Consider the following 20,950-nt stretch of genomic DNA (forward strand, 5'->3'; position numbering starts at 1 on the left):
TTCCTAAATATATTTCTTCATTACAATATGGGGAATGGTCAGATTGGTAAATTCATTGCTTGATTCGCGATACCCCATCTTTTCGTAAAAACCTGCCGCGTTTTTGCGGGCATGCATCGAAATTTCACGGTAGCCCATGTCCCGGGCAATGTTTTCGGCAAACTGCATCAGCGCCCGGCCGATGCCTTTGCCCTGGAGGTCGAAGATCACGGCCATTTGCCGCAGTAACACTATCTGCCCCGGCTGTTTCACCAGCATGCAACAACCCAGCATTTTTTCATCTTCAAAAGCCCCGATCAGGATATTGTTTTTGTCGGCATTAATATCTTCCTCCGTTAGCAGCAGCCCCAATGGTTTTCGTAATATTTCATTACGAAGATCAACCATTTGCTGGTATTCTTTTGAACCATGATCTATAATTTTTAATGCCATAAAACGGTTTAAGATTTGATAAAGATCATAGGTGGTAAAAGCTGCAAATCCTATCGTAAATTAAGGATTTTTAGGTGTTCCGGAGCATTTTTAGTTTTTTTTTTCTTTCCGATGCAATTTTGGTCAAAAACTCTATTTTTGCACCAATAACTAAATTAATAAGATATGTCAGACATTGCATCAAGAGTTAAAAAAATCATCGTTGACAAACTGGGCGTTGACGAAGCAGAAGTAACGAATGAAGCTTCTTTTACAAATGATCTGGGTGCGGATTCTTTGGATACCGTAGAACTGATCATGGAATTTGAAAAAGAATTCAATATTTCTATTCCGGATGAGCAAGCCGAAACAATTACTACTGTTGGTCAGGCTGTATCTTATTTGGAAGAGCACGCCAAGTAGTTTATTGGCTAGCCAACTTGGCTTTGGTAAAGTAAAACAACTTATACACCGCCTTTGACTGTGGTCATCCATATACAAAGGCGGTTTTATCATAAAAAATAAGGACAACCAGTTTATGGAATTTAAAAGGATTGTTGTAACCGGGATGGGTGCATTAACACCGTTGGGAAATACAGTGGACGACTACTGGAACGGGTTGATTAATGGAGTTTCTGGTGCAGCGCCGATCACCTTATTTGATGCCAGTAAGTTCAGAACACGATTTGCATGCGAAGTAAAGCATTTTGACCCTACGCATTTCCTTGATAAAAAGGAAGCCCGTAAGGTAGACCGGTTCACCCAGTTTGCTTTGGTAGCCAGTGATCAGGCTGTTAAAGATGCCGGTCTTACAAAAGAAAATATCAACCCGGACCGTATCGGTGTGGTACTGGGTAGTGGTATCGGAGGGCTGATCACCTTCCAGCACGAGGTAATGGACTTTGCAAAAGGCGACGGCACCCCCCGTTTTAATCCCTTTTTTATTCCAAAAATGATCCTGGATATTGCGGCGGGACAAATCAGCATGCGCCATAACTTCCGTGGACCCAACTATTCGGTGGTAAGTGCCTGCGCCAGCAGTACCAATGCCATGATCGATGCCATCAACCTGATCCGCCTGGGTAAGGCCGATATTATTGTAACCGGGGGCAGTGAGGCGGTGATCAGTGAAGCCGGGGTAGGCGGGTTTAATGCCATGAAGGCCATGAGTGAGCGCAACGATGATCCAACAACCGCCAGTCGCCCTTACGATAAAGACCGGGATGGTTTTGTAATGGGTGAAGGCGCCGGAGTCCTGATCTTTGAAGAACTGGAACATGCACAAAAGCGCGGTGCCCGCATTTATTGTGAAGTGATTGGCGGCGGCGCCACGGCGGACGCCCATCATATAACCGCCCCGCACCCCGAAGGGCTGGGTGCCAAGAATGTAATGATCGAGGCCATGAAAGATGCCAATATTCAGCCCGCCGATGTGGACTATATTAATACACACGGTACCTCTACACCCCTGGGTGATATTGCGGAAACAAAGGCCATACTGGAAGTATTTGGTGCCCATGCATATGAGCTTAACATCAGCTCTACCAAAAGTATGACTGGCCATTGTTTAGGCGCGGCGGGTGTCATTGAAGCCATTGCCTGTATCAAAAGCGTGATACATAATATTGTACCGCCGACGATTAACCATTTTACCGACGACCCTGAACTGGACCCAAAATTGAACTTTACGTTTAACAAGGCGCAGGAGCGCACCATCAATGTGGCACTGAGCAATACCTTTGGGTTTGGCGGTCATAATGCCTGTGTCATTGTAAAAAAATATTCATAGTCATCTGTGAATTTTATAAGAGGGATTTTTAAGGAAAAAAATGATGCCGCCTTAAAAAGGCAGTTGCGAAACATATTGGGATTTGCACCCGATAATATTTCTTTATACAAAACAGCACTGACCCATCGCTCGCTTGGAGAAAACGTAGATGAAAATAACGAGCGGCTGGAATACCTGGGCGATGCCGTGTTAAGTGCCCTGGTGGCCGATTATCTTTTTAAACGATATCCTTACCAGGGGGAGGGCTTTTTAACCGAAATGCGCAGCAAAATGGTGAACCGCCAGCAGCTGAACGAAGTAGCCCTGAAAATGGATCTGAAAAAAATCGCCCATTTTAACAAACAGGACCATACATTAAGAGGCAGTCATATTTTCGGAAACACCCTGGAAGCCCTCGTGGGGGCTATCTACCTGGATCTTGGCTATAAAAAAACCAGCAAATGGGTGTATAATTACATTATTGCTCCGCATATGTTCATGGATGAACTGGAATTGCGGGAAATCAATCACAAAAACAAGTTATACGGCTGGGCAAACAAGCAGGGAAAAACACTGGAATTTGTAACCATTGAAGAAAAACTGGAAAATGGACGACGGTTGTTTACAATTGGTGCAGTTGTTGATGGAGAAATTATAGCACAGGGAAAAGCATTTAATAAAAAAGATGCTTCCCAGATAGCGGCCAGTCTCGCCGTAAATTCTCTTGGAATTAATAATAACGAGGAGGGCCTTTAAACCGTTAATCCGTACAAACCGGAACAGCCGGCATATCCTGTTTTATGCGGAAGGGCTGCACCGGTACATTTATGGTCCGCCTGATTACCTGAGCCCATGCATCGTCGGGGGATCCGTTCATTTAAAATGACAATTATGCAAAAGAAATCATTTTTTACGATGGCCATCGCCTTTACCGTGTTTGCTGTGGGCCTTGCAGCCTGTGGCGCCTCCGGCAAAAAAGGCTTTGCCAAAGCAGGAGATTATGATCAGTATATCATCTCCCGCATCAACCAGATGCAACAAACGTTATTTGCAGCTCAGAAGGCAACCGGCAATGAAGACTCGGCCGTTAACCTCGGAAAATTTGTACAGCAGATCGACTCGCTTACAAAAAGTCTCAAAGAGCTTCCGGACTATAAGGGAAATACCAGCTACCGCGATGCAGCCATCCGGCTGGCCGATTTTTACAAGCGATCGATCAGCGGATCTTATACAGAAATTGCAAGGGTTTATAAAGAAGTAAAAGACTCCACCCTGGCAGATAATAGAGTGAATGAACTGATCATTAAACTCCAGGAAGAAGAAACCCTGGCGGATGACGCCTTTGTGAAAGAGCGGGAAGCTTTTGCAGCAAAGAATCAGATTCAGCCAGACGGCGAGCTTGCAAAATAATTTTCCTTAATTTAGCAAAAGCGCTGTTGAAAGAACCCGGCAGCGCTTTTGCTTTGAGGCATGCTCCAGTTTCCGATATATCTTGATAACTGCGCCACAACCGCCTGTGATACCCGGGTAGTGGAGGCCATGCTGCCCTATTTTACGCAGTATTATGGCAATGCTTCCAGCAGGAGCCATGCTTTTGGCTGGAAGGCGCAGGCCGCCGTAGAAACGGCGCAGCAACAGGTGGCCGCGCTGATTGGTGCCGAACCTGGCGAAATAATATTTACTTCCGGAGCTACCGAAAGCTGCAACCTGGCATTACGGGGCATTTGTGATTTATATGCCGGAACCGGGCGGCATATCATTACGGTTAAAACGGAACACAAAGCCGTGCTGGACACCTGCAGGGCTTTGGAAAAAAAAGGAACGGAAATTACCTATCTGGATGTAGATGTAAACGGGCAGATAAGTTTACCGGCACTTGAGGCCGCTATCAAATCCACCACCATTCTTATAGCAGTTATGTGGGCCAATAATGAAACCGGTGTCATCCTGCCCATCAATGAGATCGGTGCTATTGCCCGGAAACACCAGGTATTGTTTTTTTCGGATGCCACACAAGCCGCTGGTAAGGTTCCTGTAAACGTTAAAACCGCGGGATTGGGTCTGATGGCGTTCAGCAGTCATAAATTGTATGGTCCTAAAGGAGCGGGTGCCTTATATGTGAGCCGTAAAAATCCGCGTGCAAGACTGATTGCCCAAATCACCGGTGGCGGACAACAGGAGCAAATCCGGAGCGGCACCCTGAATGTACCGGGCATTGTGGGTTTTGGAAAAGCCGCGGCCCTTTGCAGGGAAGCCATGCCGGAAGAAGCCCTGCGTCTCGGCGCCTTTAGAGATCAGCTGGAAACGGCCTTGCTTACCATTCCGGATGTAGCTATCAACGGGGCTGCATCCGAACGGTTGCCACAGATATGCAATGCCTCCTTCGGTTACCTGAACAGCAACGAAATGCTGTCGACATTCAATAAAGACCTGGCTGTTTCTTCCGGATCGGCCTGTACCTCCGGGTCACTGGATCCTTCCTATGTTTTAAAGGCGATGCAGTTACCGGATGCCCGTGCAAAAGCCGCCATCCGCTTTAGCTGCGGTCGTTATACTACCGCCGAAGAAATAGACCATGCCATCCGCTTTGTAAGAGAAGCCATCCACACATTAAGAATGAACAGCCCCGCCTGGCAGCTTCGTGACTGATTTTTTGCTAACTTTAATAACGGGCTGGTTAATCATGAATGAATGGTACGATTGCGTTTACTCTGCACACTCCTTTTTTGCTGCTGCTTTTTACAAACAAAAGCACAGGAAGAATTTATAGACCCGCCCAGCAAACACCTGGTCACCATTCCCTTTGTACAATTCACCGGAGGCGTAATCGTATTTAAAGCCCTGCTGGATAATTTTAAAGATTCACTCAATTTTATACTGGATACGGGAAGCGGTGGTATTTCGCTCGACTCTACAACCGTGGAAAGCCTGGGGCTCAAACCGGGTCCGCCGGAACGGATCATCCGCGGTATTGGCGGTGTGCGCAAAGTGGGCTTTTTAAAAAACCGGAGCCTGCACCTGGGCGACTATGAGATCGATAGTCTGGATTTTCATATCATCGATTATGAAGTGCTTACATCCCTGTACGGGCAAAAGATCGATGGTATTATCGGGTATTCTGTGTTGAGCCGGCATATCCTGAAGATCAACTATGAACAGCAGGAAATTGGTTTTTACACCAGGGGTACCCTGAAGTATCCCAAGGGCGGATACCTGCTGCGGCCCTATATACGGATGCTTCCCTACCTGAAATCTACGATCAGCGATAACCGCAAAAGCGGATTTAACTATTTGTTTGACCTGGGAGCGGGGCTGACCGTTTTATTTTCCGACGATTTTGTAAACGACAGCGCTTTCCTGAAGACGAGGCGGAAACGGTATCTGAAGCAGGGCGAGGGCCTGGGAGGGAGAGTGGATATGTACCTGACGGTAATGAAATCCCTGCGTATCGGTCCGTACAGGTTCCGGAACGTGCCAGTAAATATCTTTAATGACGATTATAATGTAACCTCGTACCCTTCATTGGGTGGATTGATCGGGAACGAGATTTTCCGGAGGTTCAACGTGATCCTGAATTATGAAAAACAGCAGATCCATCTCACCCCTAACCGCTTTTTTACATCGCCTTTTGATTATGCGTACTCCGGTATTGAACTGTATCTGATAGATGGCATGGCCGTTACCGGTAAAATACCTCCCGGCTCTCCGGCAGAGAAAGCAGGGTTAAAAGAAGGCGATGAGATTCTTGCCATCAATAATAAGTTTGGATTACAACTGGATGATCTCAAACAGGCGCTCCAGTCAACCTACGGAAAAGTAAAGATCATTTACCGCAGAAACGGAGAACTGCTGTCAACCGTGATGAATGTGATCAATATTTCGAAGAAATAAGCGTCTTATAAGGAAATTCTTAAAAGATATCCGCCCGTAATTTTTTCAAAAGTGGAACTGTGATTTGTTACTTTTACCTGACTGATTTCATAGATCCCGGAGCTGTTAAGTGCAGAATTATAGGATACCTCAAGGAACATGGTTTTGATCTTAAGATAAAACCGCGTTCTGTCCGGCATGGGAAAGATAATCACATTTTTCAGGTTACCCGGAGAAGCCACAGAAATATTAGAGCTGATCGCCTGGTTGGAAGCACTCCGGAGTTCGATATCCGTAACAGTAATATTATTGACAGTGATATAATTGGCGCCGGTAGTTTTATCCGTAAGTTCCACAAAAAACTGCACAGAAGTACAATTCGGTCCCGGGCAGGCACCTGTAGCGCCTGCTGCCCCGGAGGGACCTTTGATGTCACTGCTATACTGCAACTGACCGGTATAGGTCTTTTTGCACTGAGTTAGTGATAAAAGTAAAACAGATAAATAAAAAAAGAGTCGCATAGCTGCTTTTTGTACTATAGACGGCCAAAATACAAAAAACGAAACAGATCCGGTTGCTTTTCCGGAAAACGATTGCGTTTAAGCGGAGTAACCTATTGGGTACTAATTATTTATTTTGCAATTTAATTGTCCGGTAATACGGTCCCACAGTATAAGGACCGAAGCAACGATACTGTTACGGGAGCGCAGAATCGCACGCTTCTTTCATTGCTGCAAATACAATACAGGGGGGTGAAAGTATTCAATATTTCCTGTGAAAAAAACCGGTTGTTCCTGCATCGGACCTCTGCTTCCATTTTTATTTATGATATCTTTGGACTACAATGAGTAACCCCAATTTAAATAAAGAGAAGCAGGGATTGAGCGCTTTGGAAAGTGATTTTGAGAACACGATCCGGCCGGGGCAGATAAAAGATTTTGCAGGTCAGCCGCAATTGGTGGAGAACCTGGTGATTTTTATACGGGCCGCAAAGATGCGGGGAGAGGCACTGGATCATATCCTTTTTCATGGCCCACCGGGGTTGGGAAAAACCACGCTGTCGCGGATCGTGGCCAATGAACTGGGGGTAAATATCAAAGAAACCAGCGGCCCGGTGATTGAAAAACCGGGTGATCTGGCGGGATTGCTGACCTCGCTGGAACCCAATGACGTATTATTCATTGACGAAATTCATCGGCTGAGCACAGTGGTGGAAGAATATTTATATGCAGCCATGGAAGATTACCGGCTGGATATTTTGCTGGATAGCGGACCCAATGCCCGGAGCATCCAGCTTTCCCTGAACCCGTTTACATTGGTAGGTGCCACTACCCGGAGCGGGTTACTGACTGCCCCGCTGCTGTCGCGCTTTGCCATAAAATCACGCTTGGAATACTATAATGCAGATACGTTAAAGAAGATCCTTATGCGTTCCGCCCAGATCCTGGGGGTTACCATTTCAAAAGATGCTGCGGCGGAAATCGCCCGCAGAAGCCGGGCCACACCGCGGATCGCCAATGGGCTTTTAAGAAGGGTGCGTGACTTTGCCCAGGTATTGAATGACGGGATCATCGATATCGGCATTACGCAACACGCGCTGAAAGCGTTGAGTGTAGATGAATACGGGTTGGATGAGATGGATAACCGCATCCTGCTGGCCATTATCGAAAAATTTAAAGGCGGACCAGTGGGCATTACAACGATTGCCACTGCAGTGGGCGAAGAACCCGGCACCATTGAGGAAGTATACGAGCCTTTTTTAATACAGGAAGGATTTTTGCAGCGCACACCACGGGGAAGGGAAGTAACGCATAAAGCCTATGAGCATTTGGGGAAGAGACCGGGAGGCCGTGGTGGAATGAACCTGGAGCTGGGCCTGTAAACACTATTTAAACAGACCGTATTGAAACTGCAGGAAAACAAGTGGTGGGATGTTATCTGAAGCCGTTGCTATGATGGGGAATTTGCTGACTCATTTCCAAAACCATAAAGTTTTAGAAACTGATCAAACTCCTGCTGGAATGATTGTTTCGCATGATGTGCTTTTTGATTGCGGATATATTCAAAAACTTTGTCTTTTACAGACTCGCTTTTGGAAAGTGCCGCATAACCTGTTTGCCATGCAAATTTTCCGGGTATAAAATTTTGCTGGTTGATATAATGCGATGTGCTTCCCTTTACCTGTTTCACGACCTCCGTAATATTCTTACCCGGATTTAATAAAAAAAGACAATGCAATGATCGGGCATACCATTAATGATCAACACGTAACAGCCAAGGTCTGTTAGCTGTTGTTTCATGAAACCATGTATCTCCGGTTCGGATTTGGGCAAAATAAGCGGTTGCCGCTCTTTCGTGCTCCATCTTGCATAGATTAATATTTTGTTGAAGGAGTGTGACATAGGTACTGTGAATATACAAAGAAACCGTTAAAACGGTTTGAATCGATCGTTTCATTTTTTTAGCCCGTGGTTTAAACCGCGGGCTAAAAAAAATGAAACCAGGAATCCCTAATGGTTTTGCTCATCAGTCCTAATAAAAAAGGTGCCTCAAGTCTTGAGGCACCTTGTGAAATGTTTTTTATTCAGAGGCCTAATCCTGCACCACCAAACGGAAACCATTTCCGTGAATGTTTACGATCTCGATCTTTTCATCGTCTTTCAGATACTTGCGGAGTTTGGCAATATACACATCCATGCTCCGGCCGTTAAAATAGGTATCGCTGCCCCAGATCTTTTTTAAGGCCTGTTCGCGGGGAAGCAGGTCATTTAAATGTTCAGCCAGCATCTTCAGCAATTCATTCTCTTTTGGAGAAAGTGTTTGCGTATTGTCGTTATGGGTCAGCTGCCGCAGCTTGGGATTAAAATGGTAACTGGCCAGCTGGTATTCTTTGTTCTCCGTTTCCTTATTCAGCTCTTCGTTCCGTTTCAGGATGGCTTTGATTTTTAACAGCAATACCTCGCTGTCAAAAGGCTTGGTAATATAATCATCCGCACCCAGTTTATATCCCTGGATAATGTCTTCTTTCATCGTTTTAGCGCTCAGGAAAAACAACGGAATATCGGGATCTACATTACGTACCTCTTCTGCAAGGGTAAAGCCGTCCATATGTGGCATCATAACATCCAGCAGGCAGAGATCAAATTTTTCACGCTGAAAAGCCGCCAGTCCCAGGCGTCCATCCCGCTCCAGGGTTACATCATAATCATTCAGTTCCAGATAATTTTTCAGCACATTGCCAAGGTTCGGATCATCTTCGCACAATAATATTCTGGGTTTTTTTGTTTCCATGTTGCTGTGTTTATGTTATTAGATGGCAAATAAAGTTAATGCTTTTTAATACACTAACAAATGGAAACGAATATTTTGTTAAAAAGCAGGCGGTATCCTGTACCAGTTGTTACAAGGAATACCGCCCTGGTTACAGGCGCGGCCTGTTTTATAAATGAGCGTACCGGAAAAAAGAGGCGGTTATCAGGAAGCAGGGCATCAACGGAAGGCAGCGTGGCAATAGGCCGGTAATGACAGGGCTTTTATATCAGGCAGATGCCTGGAACGGGGACCGGCTGCTGTAAACCCATACTTCATTCCAGTTAATGATGTCCTGTTCCTTATTTTGAAAGATACCGGAAAGTGTATGCTGCAGCATGTGTTCAATTTTTTGCGCGTTATGTGCCAGGTACCGGTCGAACAAGGTATCATCAAAATCATTGATTGTGCCAATGGAGAACTGCGGATCAAAACCATAGGCAAATGGGGTGATGTCTCCTTTTTCGTCGATCACAATCGTATCGATCACATGCGCGAGCCGGTTTTTATCGTTGCAGCTTCTTGCAAAGCCGTTTACGATCTGCGGAAAGGATTCGAGGTAATCCCGGTGCAACAGGTCTGCCTGTACCACCATACGTCCCTGGTATTTGCTGCTGAGATAATTGGCCAGGATATAGGTACGATGTAGTTGCAGATCGCCGTTCATCCATTGTGGCAGCTCCAGCCGGGCTCTTCCAAACATTTCCAGGGGATGCAGTTGCAGTAATTTCGCACCCATGTCGGCCGCAAATGTCCCCAGCCATATCAGTTCCTTCCAGCTTTCGGGCGTAACGGTATGAATGAACCCAAAGGGTTTGTTGTGTTGTTGCAGCACATCGATCCCCTGCAGCATTTTTTCAAAAGCTCCTTTTTGTCCGCGTATATAGTCATGAAGCACCGGTGGCCCGTCCACACTCACCGCAACCAGGTCCAGGTATTGCAACAGCGCCTGGTTGCGGTGGGAGCCCAGCAGCATACCATTAGTGGCCATAGTGTTGTTATAACCCAGCTCTTTCGTAAACTGCAGCAACGCTTCAAGGTCTTTGTATAATAATGGTTCGCCTCCGGATAAGGAAATATTGTTAAAACCCTGCTTATACGCATAGGTTAAAAAATCCTTTAGCGCACCAAGGTCCAGCTGTTCTTTCAGCAAAGGCGAAGAGCTGGAGTAGCAATGCTTACAGCAGAGGTTGCACCTCCGGGTAGGATGCAGCTGAATCGTTCGGAAGGGAGCTGCCGTTGCAGTGCTCCTTTTTCCTGAACAGGCATTCATCACCGTTCAATTTCTGCGGTGAATTTAAAACTCTGGTGGGCAATGACACCATAGGGGAACACTTCAAACCGGGAAAAGATTCCTCCTACGTTGTTGAACTTGCTCCAGAACTCAGGATCAACAATACCGTTGATGATGTAGCGGTCCAGCCGGGGTATGCCTTTTACAAAAACCTGATCGATCAGCAGGCCGTTCTTTTTAAGATTGACGATCTCTTTTGAAATGTTTCGGACTGCATTTTTGTCGATGTCTTTTACATCCAGCTTTTTCAGCAATCCGGCTTCAAATTCTTTAATGTTGTCCATGATTTGTGTTTTAATCAATGATGCCTACTCTTGTCGTTTTTCAGCGTCCACGTCTTACTCTGTTTGGGATTTTCGGAGTACTCCTCTATGTATCAAAAAATGGCTTTGAGTGCTCACTTTTTGAAAATACGGAAGGTTCCATTACCGCTGGTGTTGGCACCGGAGCCCCAGGTTCCGTCCATAGTGGTAAAACCGGCATCAACAGCGGCTGTTGTTGAATAAGAAGTACTGGGCGGATAAGTGTAGGTTGTTTTTATGGTATTACCGGTAACAATATACGTGCCTTCTGCCTTGCCTGCTGTAGCAGTATCACTGGCATCTGCGTATACGCGCACCGTGCCGTTGGAACGGTACAGGAAAAAATAGGGCATATTGGGTACAGCACTGCCGGAACCATACTTGCCTTCCCAAAAACCTACTACCGAAGGAGCGGGCGTATCTTCTTTCTTTTTTTTACAGCCGGCGATGCTTAATACAATTACTGCCGCAAAGAATAATGTTGATTTCATAATACTGCGTTTTAATGAATATGTTTATAACTCAAAATTACCAGCTGCCTCCAGGCCCAACCAGGGTATATCTGCGCATTTTTCTACCGTATTTCTACGTATTTTATGGCTTTAGCGGTGTTACAGGCAGGTTTAACAAGAATAGGTTCTAATTTCCGGGGGTATGGAATTTTATTCTTTTTTTCAAAAAACTTAAGGAATATTGCACTACCAAATATTTATTTATGGCGGATACAGCTCAATTTTTGCAGGCCGTTAAAGACGGCTACACCTTTAAAGGAGAAAGTTATAAAATAGGCCGGGCCATTTTGAATGGTGAAGTGGTGCCGGAGGCCGATGTAAACATTCCCTTTAAAACCTTGAACCGGCATGGGTTGATTGCGGGTGCTACGGGAACCGGTAAGACCAAAACCCTGCAGGTGCTGGCAGAAGGGCTGAGTGATGCAAGCATACCGGTATTGTTGATGGATATTAAAGGTGATCTGAGTGGTATTGGTGCCACCGGTACGGTGAATGATAAAATTACAGAGCGTTGCCAGAAGCTTGATATTACGTTTAAACCGGAAGCATACCCGGTTGAATTCCTTACACTGAGTAAAGAAAAAGGGACACGATTGCGGGCTACGGTAAGCGAATTCGGGCCGGTGTTGTTTTCGAAGATCCTGGACCTGAATGATACCCAGGGCGGCTTTGTGGCCCTTATCTTTAAATATTGTGATGATAACAAATTACCGCTGCTGGATCTTAAAGATTTTATCAAGGTGTTGCAATATGTGAGCGATGAAGGAAAAGCCGAGCTTGAAAAAACCTATGGAAAAATTTCGACCACCTCTACAGGAACGATCCTCAGGAAAGTAATCGAACTGCAGCAACAGGGCGCCGACCTGTTTTTTGGCGAGCGCAGCTTTGACGTAGACGACCTGATGCGGGTCAGCAATGATGGGCGGGGCATGATCTCCATTGTACGGGTTACGGATCTGCAGGACCGGCCAAAGCTGTTCTCTACGTTTATGCTGCAACTGCTGGCGGAATTATATGCCACCCTTCCTGAAGCGGGCGATCTTGATAAGCCCAAACTGGTGCTCTTTATTGATGAGGCCCACCTGATTTTTAATGAAGCGAGTACAGCCTTGCTGAACCAGCTGGAAACGATCGTGAAGCTGATCCGTTCCAAGGGGATCGGGGTATTTTTCTGTACACAGAACCCTATGGATGTACCGGCTTCTATACTGGCGCAACTGGGATTGAAGGTGCAGCATGCATTGCGGGCGTTTACGGCAGCAGATCGTAAGGTGATTAAACAAACAGCGGAAAACTATCCCATCAGCAGTTTTTATCAAACGGATGAACTGCTGACACAGGTGGGTATTGGAGAAGCGCTGATTACGATGCTGAATGAAAAAGGCGTGCCTACACCATTGGTACATTGTATGCTGCGGGCACCGCAAAGCCGTATGGATGTATTAACAGATGCCGAAATTACTGCCATTACTGCCGCGTCAAAAATTGCTGCACATTATAACGAGGAAATCGACAATGAAAGCGCTTACGAGATCCTGTCGCAGAAACTCAATGATGCGGCAGAAAAGGCGGCACAGCAGGATGAGGAAGCAAAGCCTGCAAGAGCGGCTGAAGAAAAAGGTTTTTTTGATAACCCGATCGTAAAGAGTATGGCCCGCACAGCGGGTAATACCATCGTACGTTCATTACTGGGAGCTATCGGCTTGGGCGGCAGGAGGAAAAAGGGCTTCTTTTGATGTAGCATATTGAATAGTCAATGTAGTATCCCTGGTACAGCGACCGTTGTGAATGGGTAAGTCTTTCCCGAATATTTGGTAAAACGTTTCCGGTAAATAGCCAGGGGCGCCGAAAGACAAAAATCATCCCGTTGAGCATGCAGATCGGCGGTTGTCAGTGTATCCAAAAGCGCTAGTACAACTATTTTTATTTTCATGGCAATCAACAACACAGGTTGTTGCAGATTATAAAAACAGTCAAATACGATTGGGAGACAAATTTTCCGGATAAAGATCATCGCTTGGAATTGCTCAACCGATTGAACAAATGGCCGGAAACCCTTCTTTTGTAAGTCTTTTTTCAACACCTTTGCGGAGTGCCCCATTATGCTGCACAGTTAAATTAATGTTATATGAACGAGAATTTTACAAAACGTATCGGCGCCGAAGTTGAAGAGATCAAGGCTTCCGGTTTGTATAAAACAGAGCGCATCATTGAAAGTGAACAGGGCGCGGAAATACTGGTGAATGGTAAAACAGTGATCAATTTCTGTGCAAACAATTACCTGGGGCTTTCTTCCCATCCGGAAGTGATCAAAGCAGCACATGCTACTATTGATGCCCGTGGATACGGGATGAGTAGTGTACGCTTTATCTGCGGCACGCAGGATATCCATAAAGAACTAGAACAAAAGATCTCTGAATTCCTGGGTACAGAGGATACCATCTTATATGCGGCAGCCTTTGATGCGAATGGTGGTGTTTTTGAGCCGCTGTTCAACGAACAGGATGCAATCATTTCCGATGCTCTGAATCATGCTAGTATTATTGATGGGGTGCGGCTTTGCAAAGCACAGCGCTTCCGGTACGAGCACAATAATATGGAAGACCTGGAGGCGAAGCTGAAAGAGGCTTCCGGGGCCCGCAGCCGCATCATTGTTACCGATGGTTCATTCAGTATGGACGGAACCATTGCCCAGTTGGACAAAATTGTGGAGCTGGCCGAAAAATATGACGCCGTGATCATGATCGATGAGTGTCATTCCTCCGGTTTTTTAGGAAAAACTGGCAGGGGTACGCATGAATACCGTGGGGTAATGGGAAAGATCGACATCATTACCGGTACACTGGGCAAGGCTCTGGGCGGTGCTTCGGGCGGATTTACTTCGGGGAGGAAGGAGATCATTGATATGCTGCGCCAGAAATCAAGACCGTATTTGTTCAGCAATACCCTGGCGCCCTCTATTGTAGGCGGCTCCATTGCCGTGCTGGATATGCTTTCTTCTTCTACGCAGTTAAGGGATAAACTGGAATACAACACAAAATATTTCCGTGAAAAAATGACGGCAGCGGGCTTTGATATCAAGCCGGGTGATCATCCCATTGTACCCATCATGCTGTATGATGCGGTACTGGCGGCCGATTTTGCGGCGAAGCTGCTGGAGGAAGGTATTTATGTGATCGGCTTCTTTTTCCCTGTAGTGCCGAAAGGCCAGGCGCGGATACGGGTGCAGTTGAGCGCCGGCCATGAGCAGAAACATCTGGATAAAGCCATTGCTGCTTTTACCAAGGTGGGCAAAGAGCTGGGCGTGCTGAAATAAAAAAAGTGATTGCTGATAATAAAAGGTTCACCGAGGCCACGCAGGGCTTTTGTGAACCTTTTTTAAAAATACGATATGAAATACTTGTCTGTTGGAATTGTACTGTTTGCTCAGGTGGCCGCTGCCCAGTCTGTAAAAATACCCGATCAGTATCCCTCACCGATGCAGGAAACCGTACGCAAACATGAGCGGATCTCCTTTGATCTGCAAAAAGGGATTGACTATACATTGGACAGTATTTTAACCAAACCGGTATCTGTGCATATTCCAGAACGCTTAAAAAAAGCTGCCTGGGCCGATCTGTTGGTCCACTTTCATGGAATGCACTATGTGCCGGCCTACGCTGCTGAAACATCCAAGACGAACCTCATTGCCGTATCGGTAAACCTGGGGTCGGGGTCCGGTGCTTATGCCCGGCCTTTTCAAAATGATACAGTATTCAAAAAGCTGGTAACAGCGGTATGGCATTCTGTTCAGGAGCAGCTGGGAAGCCAGATCCGCCGGCACAGGATCATCCTAAGCGGGTTTAGCGCCGGCTATGGTGCCATCAGAAGTATTCTGTCTGACCCGGGTAATTTTGAATCGGTAAACACGGTAGTGCTGCTGGATGGCCTGCACACCAGTTATATACCGGAACGAAAAGTACTGGCCGAGGGCGGTTTGATTGATACAACCGGTTTTGTGCCCTTTCTGGCTTTTGCCCGGGAAGCGGTGCGGCCGGCTACCGGTAAGCGAATGCTCTTTACGCATTCTGAAATCTTCCCCGGAACCTTTGTAAGCACGACCGAAGCAGCGGACTATCTGTTGCGGCAGTTGCAGCTAAAAGCCCGGCCCGTTTTGAAAAATGGTCCGGGAGGCATGCAGCAGATCAGTGAGGCTGGCAGGGGAAACTTTAAAGTACTGGGCTTTGCCGGGAATGCTGCTCCGGATCATGTAGATCATTTTCATGGATTGTCTTATTTCTTAAACCAGCTACTGAAACCATAAACCGGTTTCACCGCTGGTATAAATGACAGCTGTTCCTTTAAAAAAAATCTGTAGGTTTGATCCATTCTTTCGCATTAAAAAATCATCATGAACAAGTTTCTTTCCTGCTGCTTTGCTACGCTTTCAGTACTTCACATGGCTGCCCAGGCTCCCAAATCGGCACCGGCACCAGTAAAGCAGGAAGCGCCTGCGGATGCCCGGAAGAATGCTTCCCCGGATCTGAGCTTTAACCCGGATGCCGTGGTGACCACCAATCATACGGTGACCATTAAAGGTCAGAAAGTGGCATATAAAGCGGTTGCCGGTACCCTTCCGGTTTGGGATGAGGAAGGGAAAGCCATTGCTGGTTTATTCTTTACCTACTACGAACGCAGCGATATTGGTAAAGCAGGTCGCCCGTTGGTGATTTCTTTTAACGGCGGGCCCGGTTCTGCCTCTGTTTGGATGCATATCGGCTATACCGGTCCTGTGTTGTTAAATATCGATGATGAAGGCTACCCGGTACAACCCTATGGTTACAAGGAGAACCCATATTCAATATTGGATGTTGCGGATATCGTATACGTCGATCCGGTCAATACCGGTTATTCCCGGATTGTAGGCAAAGATGTACCGAAGACGAAATTCTTTGGCGTCAATGCGGATATCAAATACCTGGCCGACTGGATCAATACCTTTGTTACCCGTTATGACCGCTGGGGATCGCCCAAATACCTGATCGGGGAAAGCTATGGTACTACCCGGGTTTCGGGCTTGGCACTGGAGCTGCAGCAGGCACACTGGATGTACCTGAATGGAGTCGTCCTGGTATCGCCCACCACACTGGGTATTGAGCGTGGAACCGCCACCGATGCAGCCTTACGGCTGCCCTATTTTGCAGCAACAGCCTGGTATCATAAAAAGCTGGCCGCAACCTTTCAGCAAAAAGAACTGGAGGCTTTTCTGCCGGAAGTAGAAGACTTTACCATGAACCAATTGCTGCCTGCTTTAAATAAGGGCAGCCTGCTGGAAGATGCCACCAAAAGGTCCATCGCAGAAAAAATGGCTGCCTATTCGGGCTTATCGCAACAGGTGATCCTGCAGAATAATCTTGATATTTCACCCAACCTGTTCTGGAAGGAATTGCTGCGTAATGAAGGATTCACCATTGGCCGGCTGGATTCGCGCTACAAGGGCATTGATAAAAAGGATGCCGGTGAGCGGCCGGATTTTAATGCCGAGCTTACCGCCTGGCTGCATGCCTTTACACCACCGGTCAATATGTACCTGCGGAATGAACTGGATTATAAAACGGATTATCCATACAATGTTTTCGGACCGGTATATCCCTGGGATGACAACAACGACCGTACCGGCGAGAACCTGCGCAGCGCGATGTCCAGCAACCCTTATCTGCACCTGCTGGTACAATCCGGGTACTATGACGGCGCCTGTGATTATTTTAATGCTAAATACAACCTGTGGCAGATGGACCCCTCCGGCCGGTTAAAAGACCGGATTCAATGGGCCGGGTTCCGCAGCGGGCATATGATGTACCTGCGCAAGGAAGATCTGAAAACGAGCACGGAACAGATCCGGCAGTTTATCAAAGCATCCATCCCCAGCAAGGCCGCAAAGTATTAAGCAGGTTTTCGCTACCAAGACTCCAAGGCACTGAGACACGCTAAGGTATTGGGTCCGCATACTCCCTTCGTGACATTTTCCTACTAAAGCTTCAAGGTACTGAGAATACACAAAATACACAGGGCTATACCTCGTATAGCGTTGCTGCAGCCTCCCATGTTGCGTCACCTGTAAGATAGCCGGCGCCGTCCGTCCCGTACTGTGCCCTCACTGCACGGGCAGGAACTGTTTTATGATCTATCGACCCGATAAAAAATCACTCACAAAGGCATCATCATTCAATTCCGGGTAATCCCGGTATATCCGGTCAATTTCTTCTTTTTGGCCCGGTGAAAGCACTTCATTCGGGTTGAGGCACCAGATCCCTTTTAGCAATCCCTGCCGCCGGAGTACTTCATGAATGCCGGGAATGCAGCCATGGAACTGATGTGCGGGGTCAAAGAAAGCTGCATTGCTGTCGGTAACTTTTATCGCCTTTGATAATAATGCATCCGCCTGATCAGGATTAGGATTTTGTTTGTATTGTTTGATTTCTTCCAGCAGCTGTACAGCCTTTTGCGTCCATACCGCCCAGTGGCCCAGCAGGCCGCCTTTAAAGTCCACCTCAACCGTTTCTCCGTTTACCGGAAACCGGTAAGTGGTCATCAGGTCATTTACGATATTGTCGTCATTACCGGTATACATGGCTACCTCGTTACTCCGCCCGGAATTAGCCAGGGCACGCATTACATCCAATGTCTGGTAGCGGTTGAAGGAGGCGCATTTGATCGCCATTACGTTTTCGATTTCCACAAACTGCCGCCAGAAATCATAAGAAAAGACCCGGCCGCCCACAGAGGGTTGCAGGTAAAACCCGAACACGGGTAGGATGCGGGCGACAATTCTGGTGCGTTCCAGGATCTGTTCCTCCGTCCAGTTTTGCAAACCGCCCATGCTCAGCAATCCCATATCATACCCGTATTGAACCGCCAGCCGGGCTTCTTTTTCTGCCTGGGCGGTGAAACCACAGATCCCGGCGATCTTTATAAAGGGCCTGGTCAGTTTTGCCCGGGCCACTTCTTCGGAAGCCCATTGCAATACGGTTTCAAACAGGTTGATTGCCGGATCCCGGATTTCGAATTGCGTGGAATGAACGGCAACGGCAATACCGCCGGCGCCGCTGGCCAGGTAATATTTGGTGAGCAGGCGCTGACGTTCCTCGTCAATAGTGCGGTTTTCAAACAATGCCAGGGGATGAGCGGGAATCACCACGCCGGTATGGAGATGGGCCTTCAGTTCGGCTGTTAATGTATTCATTTTAAAAATTTCCTTTTCGTTCCTGAAAATGAGTGTCTTTATTCCATAATTCGCCGCCTTCGAGCAACCATCTGGCCGTGATGTCTATGGCCTCCCGGATCGAAGTGCGGGGGTATCCAAACAGTTTGTGACAGGCAGAAGCATTGTTCAGCAGGGCCGTTGGGGCGGGCTGGTTGATGAATTGCGGCACTTTGTTGAACCGTTCACCAAAACGCTGCGCGATCCATCGAACGGATAAGATCTCCGGACCGGTAACGTTTAACACGGTAGCCGGTGATGTACAGTGCCGTAATGATCTTAACGCAATTTCATTGGCATCGCCCTGCCAGATCACATTGACGTTCTCCGTGGTGAGGTCGATTGCTTTTTCCGCCAGTACGGATTTTGCGATCTCCACCAGCACCCCGTACCGGAAATCAACGGCATAATTCAACCGGTAGATCAGCACCGGTGTGCCGTTCTTCTTTGAAAAATACTGGAAAATGCGTTCCCGGCCCAGGCAGGACTGCGCATATTCCCCAATGGGTGCCGGTGCCGTTTCCTCCGAAACGCCCCCATCTGTTACCGGAACGAACGGGAGCACATTACCGGAGGAAAAGGCCACGATCCGCGCATCTTTAAAATGCATAGCCACTCGTCCGGGAAGGAACGTATTCATCGCCCAGGTAAAATCTTCATTACCGCTGGTGCCAAATTTATATCCCGCCAGGTAAATGATATTGGGCACCCGGGGCAGTTGCTGCAGGGCCGCATCATCCAGCAGGTCGCAGGCGATGGTTTCCACGCCGATGGCCTCAAGCTCCTGCTGCAAGGTTCCGGATGAAAAGCGCGAAACGCCGATCACTTTTTTTGTGAGCCCGGCTTCGCGGATGGCCCTTAACGCCAGGCGGGCCATGCTGGGCCCCATTTTGCCGCCCACACCCAGCAGCATCAGGTCGCCCTCTATGTGCTTCAGATCTTCAATCAATGCGGCGGAAGGAGCCAAAAGGGCCTCTTCCAGTTGTTGTAAATTCGATTGCATAAACGGATTACTTTACGAGTTTAATAAAATTGCTAACGGCCAGGATTAGCAGTATGGCCAGGCCTATAATCGCCCAAACCTTTGTTAAGGGTTTGTTTTTTTGCTCCTTCATGATTACCGGATCGTTGGCCACCAGGAAAAGGATAATGCCGATAAACGGTACCAGGAAGATGGTGATGCTTTGGGCAAATACGATCAGCTCCAGCGGAAGACTGCCGAATACATAAGCGATGACCGAGCCGAAGATCATTACCAGCGAAATAAATAGTTTTACTGTTGTATTGTTCAGGTTGTTGCCAAAGCCAAATGTGTCACCCAACAGGGAACCACCCAGTACGGCATTGCCAATCAGCGAAGAAAAAGAAGCACCGAACAAACCGGCAAAAAAGAGATGGGAAGCATAACTACCCAGCAGAGGTTCCAGGGCTTTTCCCATTTCTGCAGCGGAGTTGATCTTGATGCCTTGGGGGTGCAGGATATTACCGGCACAGATCAATACGGCGGTACTCATTAACCCCAGGATGATGATGCCCACGCGGCTGCCCAGGATCTCATTGCCGGAAAGTTGCCCGCCGGGCGACAGCTTGCGGCGTGCTTGTACCAGGTAACTTTGATATAAAGCGCCCACGATGGAAAAGCAGGAAGCGGTAAATGCGATTACCAGTCCCAGTGCTCCATCCGGAATGCGGGGCACCAGGCCTGCGGCAATCTCAGCAAGAGATGGACGCAACATGACGGCGGTAGATAAAAATGCAAACAGCATGATAATGATCAGCGCCAGCATCAGCTTTTCCAGTACCAGGAAAAAAGAGCGGAAAAACAGAAGTAGAATGCCGATCAGGGTAAAAATAAGGATGCTTATTTTGGGAGGAATACCCATCGATTCGGAAAGCGACAGCGCTACGCCGGTAGCGTTACCAGATTGAAAACAGACGGCTACGAGGAAAATGCCGATACCGATGATGGCAGCCGTGGCTTTACCGAATTTATTGCGGATCAGTGTTAACAGCGAAACATCGCTTTGCGCTCCGATACGGGCGGCCATATTGGTAAAAACCATCATAAAAAAAATGGCGGCTACAATCACCCAGATAAGGCTGAAGCCATAATCGGCGCCCATTTTAGAAGTAATGGTCATTTTGCTGGGACCAAATACCAGCGCGGCCGTGATGATCCCCGGCCCCAGGATGGAGATCCATTTTTTAAAAAAGGAGGGTTTGTTGGAAGGAGCGGTCTGCATA

21 protein-coding genes are annotated in these 20,950 nt (G+C 47.4%); 11 read left to right on the plus strand and 10 right to left on the minus strand.

All coding sequences use genetic code 11. The features are described from left to right. Positions 1 to 3: 3 nt before the first annotated feature. A complete protein-coding gene (locus tag LL912_RS19225; protein ID WP_235555229.1) occupies positions 4 to 432 on the minus strand; it encodes a GNAT family N-acetyltransferase in 429 nt (142 codons plus the stop codon). A 165-nt stretch (positions 433 to 597) separates the two neighbouring features. Here LL912_RS19225 and LL912_RS19230 point away from each other — a divergent pair, with 165 nt between their 5' ends. From LL912_RS19230 to LL912_RS19255, 6 genes are all read left to right on the plus strand, one after another. Next, on the plus strand, positions 598 to 834 hold the full coding sequence (locus tag LL912_RS19230; protein WP_008587437.1) for an acyl carrier protein: 237 nt from the start codon (positions 598 to 600) through the stop codon (positions 832 to 834). A 115-nt stretch (positions 835 to 949) separates the two neighbouring features. Then, positions 950 to 2,200: a beta-ketoacyl-ACP synthase II gene (fabF, locus tag LL912_RS19235; RefSeq protein ID WP_235555230.1), complete on the plus strand. Its 1,251-nt coding sequence runs from the start codon at positions 950 to 952 to the stop codon at positions 2,198 to 2,200. 6 nt (positions 2,201 to 2,206) lie between these two features. Continuing rightward, the gene (gene rnc, locus LL912_RS19240) at positions 2,207 to 2,935 is read left to right on the plus strand and encodes a ribonuclease III (RefSeq protein ID WP_235555231.1); all 729 of its coding nucleotides are present in this window, start codon (positions 2,207 to 2,209) and stop codon (positions 2,933 to 2,935) included. Between the two features lie 135 nt (positions 2,936 to 3,070). Beyond that, complete coding sequence (locus tag LL912_RS19245; protein ID WP_235555232.1) at positions 3,071 to 3,589, plus strand: LIC11966 family surface protein; 519 nt, start codon at positions 3,071 to 3,073, stop codon at positions 3,587 to 3,589. 60 nt (positions 3,590 to 3,649) lie between these two features. Beyond that, positions 3,650 to 4,828 carry a cysteine desulfurase family protein gene (locus LL912_RS19250; protein ID WP_235555233.1) on the plus strand — a complete coding sequence of 393 codons (1,179 nt, stop codon included), beginning with the start codon at positions 3,650 to 3,652 and terminating at the stop codon, positions 4,826 to 4,828. A 42-nt stretch (positions 4,829 to 4,870) separates the two neighbouring features. Continuing rightward, positions 4,871 to 6,070 carry an aspartyl protease family protein gene (locus tag LL912_RS19255; protein ID WP_235555234.1) on the plus strand — a complete coding sequence of 400 codons (1,200 nt, stop codon included), beginning with the start codon at positions 4,871 to 4,873 and terminating at the stop codon, positions 6,068 to 6,070. A 5-nt stretch (positions 6,071 to 6,075) separates the two neighbouring features. Here LL912_RS19255 and LL912_RS19260 read toward each other — a convergent pair whose 3' ends face one another. Beyond that, positions 6,076 to 6,570: a hypothetical protein gene (locus tag LL912_RS19260; protein ID WP_235555235.1), complete on the minus strand. Its 495-nt coding sequence runs from the start codon at positions 6,568 to 6,570 to the stop codon at positions 6,076 to 6,078. 323 nt (positions 6,571 to 6,893) lie between these two features. On the opposite strand from LL912_RS19260, the gene ruvB reads away from it, so the two are divergent. Further along, a complete protein-coding gene (ruvB, locus tag LL912_RS19265; protein ID WP_235555236.1) occupies positions 6,894 to 7,931 on the plus strand; it encodes a Holliday junction branch migration DNA helicase RuvB in 1,038 nt (345 codons plus the stop codon). A 68-nt stretch (positions 7,932 to 7,999) separates the two neighbouring features. Here ruvB and LL912_RS26285 read toward each other — a convergent pair whose 3' ends face one another. From LL912_RS26285 to LL912_RS19290, 5 genes are all read right to left on the minus strand, one after another. Continuing rightward, positions 8,000 to 8,239 carry a transposase gene (locus tag LL912_RS26285; protein ID WP_406603617.1) on the minus strand — a complete coding sequence of 80 codons (240 nt, stop codon included), beginning with the start codon at positions 8,237 to 8,239 and terminating at the stop codon, positions 8,000 to 8,002. Positions 8,240 to 8,641: 402 nt separating this feature from the next. Next, positions 8,642 to 9,340, minus strand: coding sequence for a response regulator transcription factor (locus LL912_RS19275; RefSeq protein WP_231005291.1), 699 nt, complete (start codon positions 9,338 to 9,340; stop codon positions 8,642 to 8,644). A gap of 247 nt (positions 9,341 to 9,587) precedes the next feature. Then, positions 9,588 to 10,631, minus strand: coding sequence for a radical SAM protein (locus tag LL912_RS19280; RefSeq protein ID WP_235555238.1), 1,044 nt, complete (start codon positions 10,629 to 10,631; stop codon positions 9,588 to 9,590). Then, positions 10,631 to 10,936, minus strand: a complete 306-nt coding sequence (locus LL912_RS19285) for a hypothetical protein (protein WP_235555239.1) — start codon at positions 10,934 to 10,936, stop codon at positions 10,631 to 10,633. Before LL912_RS19285 ends, LL912_RS19280 begins: the two co-directional genes overlap by 1 nt. Positions 10,937 to 11,049: 113 nt before the next feature. Next, on the minus strand, positions 11,050 to 11,445 hold the full coding sequence (locus LL912_RS19290) for a hypothetical protein (protein ID WP_235555240.1): 396 nt from the start codon (positions 11,443 to 11,445) through the stop codon (positions 11,050 to 11,052). Between the two features lie 224 nt (positions 11,446 to 11,669). Here LL912_RS19290 and LL912_RS19295 point away from each other — a divergent pair, with 224 nt between their 5' ends. The 4 genes from LL912_RS19295 to LL912_RS19310 all read left to right on the plus strand — a co-directional run bounded on the left by LL912_RS19295 (position 11,670) and on the right by LL912_RS19310 (position 17,392). Continuing rightward, positions 11,670 to 13,202 carry a helicase HerA-like domain-containing protein gene (locus LL912_RS19295; RefSeq protein ID WP_235555241.1) on the plus strand — a complete coding sequence of 511 codons (1,533 nt, stop codon included), beginning with the start codon at positions 11,670 to 11,672 and terminating at the stop codon, positions 13,200 to 13,202. 392 nt (positions 13,203 to 13,594) lie between these two features. Next, on the plus strand, positions 13,595 to 14,782 hold the full coding sequence (gene kbl / locus LL912_RS19300; protein WP_235555242.1) for a glycine C-acetyltransferase: 1,188 nt from the start codon (positions 13,595 to 13,597) through the stop codon (positions 14,780 to 14,782). 75 nt (positions 14,783 to 14,857) lie between these two features. Beyond that, positions 14,858 to 15,769 (plus strand): hypothetical protein, encoded by a 912-nt coding sequence (locus LL912_RS19305; RefSeq protein WP_235555243.1) that lies wholly within the window; start codon positions 14,858 to 14,860, stop codon positions 15,767 to 15,769. A gap of 87 nt (positions 15,770 to 15,856) precedes the next feature. After that, entirely contained in the window at positions 15,857 to 17,392 is a 1,536-nt protein-coding gene (locus tag LL912_RS19310) for a S10 family peptidase (protein WP_235555244.1), read from the plus strand. A 237-nt stretch (positions 17,393 to 17,629) separates the two neighbouring features. On the opposite strand, the gene LL912_RS19315 is transcribed toward LL912_RS19310, so the two are convergent. From LL912_RS19315 to LL912_RS19325, 3 genes are read right to left on the minus strand one after another with little or no spacing between them, the layout of a single operon-like run. Next, positions 17,630 to 18,688, minus strand: coding sequence for a dihydrodipicolinate synthase family protein (locus LL912_RS19315; RefSeq protein ID WP_235555245.1), 1,059 nt, complete (start codon positions 18,686 to 18,688; stop codon positions 17,630 to 17,632). 1 nt (position 18,689) lies between these two features. After that, on the minus strand, positions 18,690 to 19,709 hold the full coding sequence (locus LL912_RS19320; protein WP_235555246.1) for an NAD-dependent epimerase/dehydratase family protein: 1,020 nt from the start codon (positions 19,707 to 19,709) through the stop codon (positions 18,690 to 18,692). Positions 19,710 to 19,716: 7 nt separating this feature from the next. Further along, positions 19,717 to 20,949 (minus strand): Nramp family divalent metal transporter, encoded by a 1,233-nt coding sequence (locus LL912_RS19325; protein WP_235555247.1) that lies wholly within the window; start codon positions 20,947 to 20,949, stop codon positions 19,717 to 19,719. Position 20,950 lies beyond the last annotated feature (1 nt).

Origin of the sequence: Niabella agricola (assembly GCF_021538615.1) — a bacterium.
GTDB classification, from domain to species: Bacteria; Bacteroidota; Bacteroidia; order Chitinophagales; family Chitinophagaceae; genus Niabella; species Niabella agricola.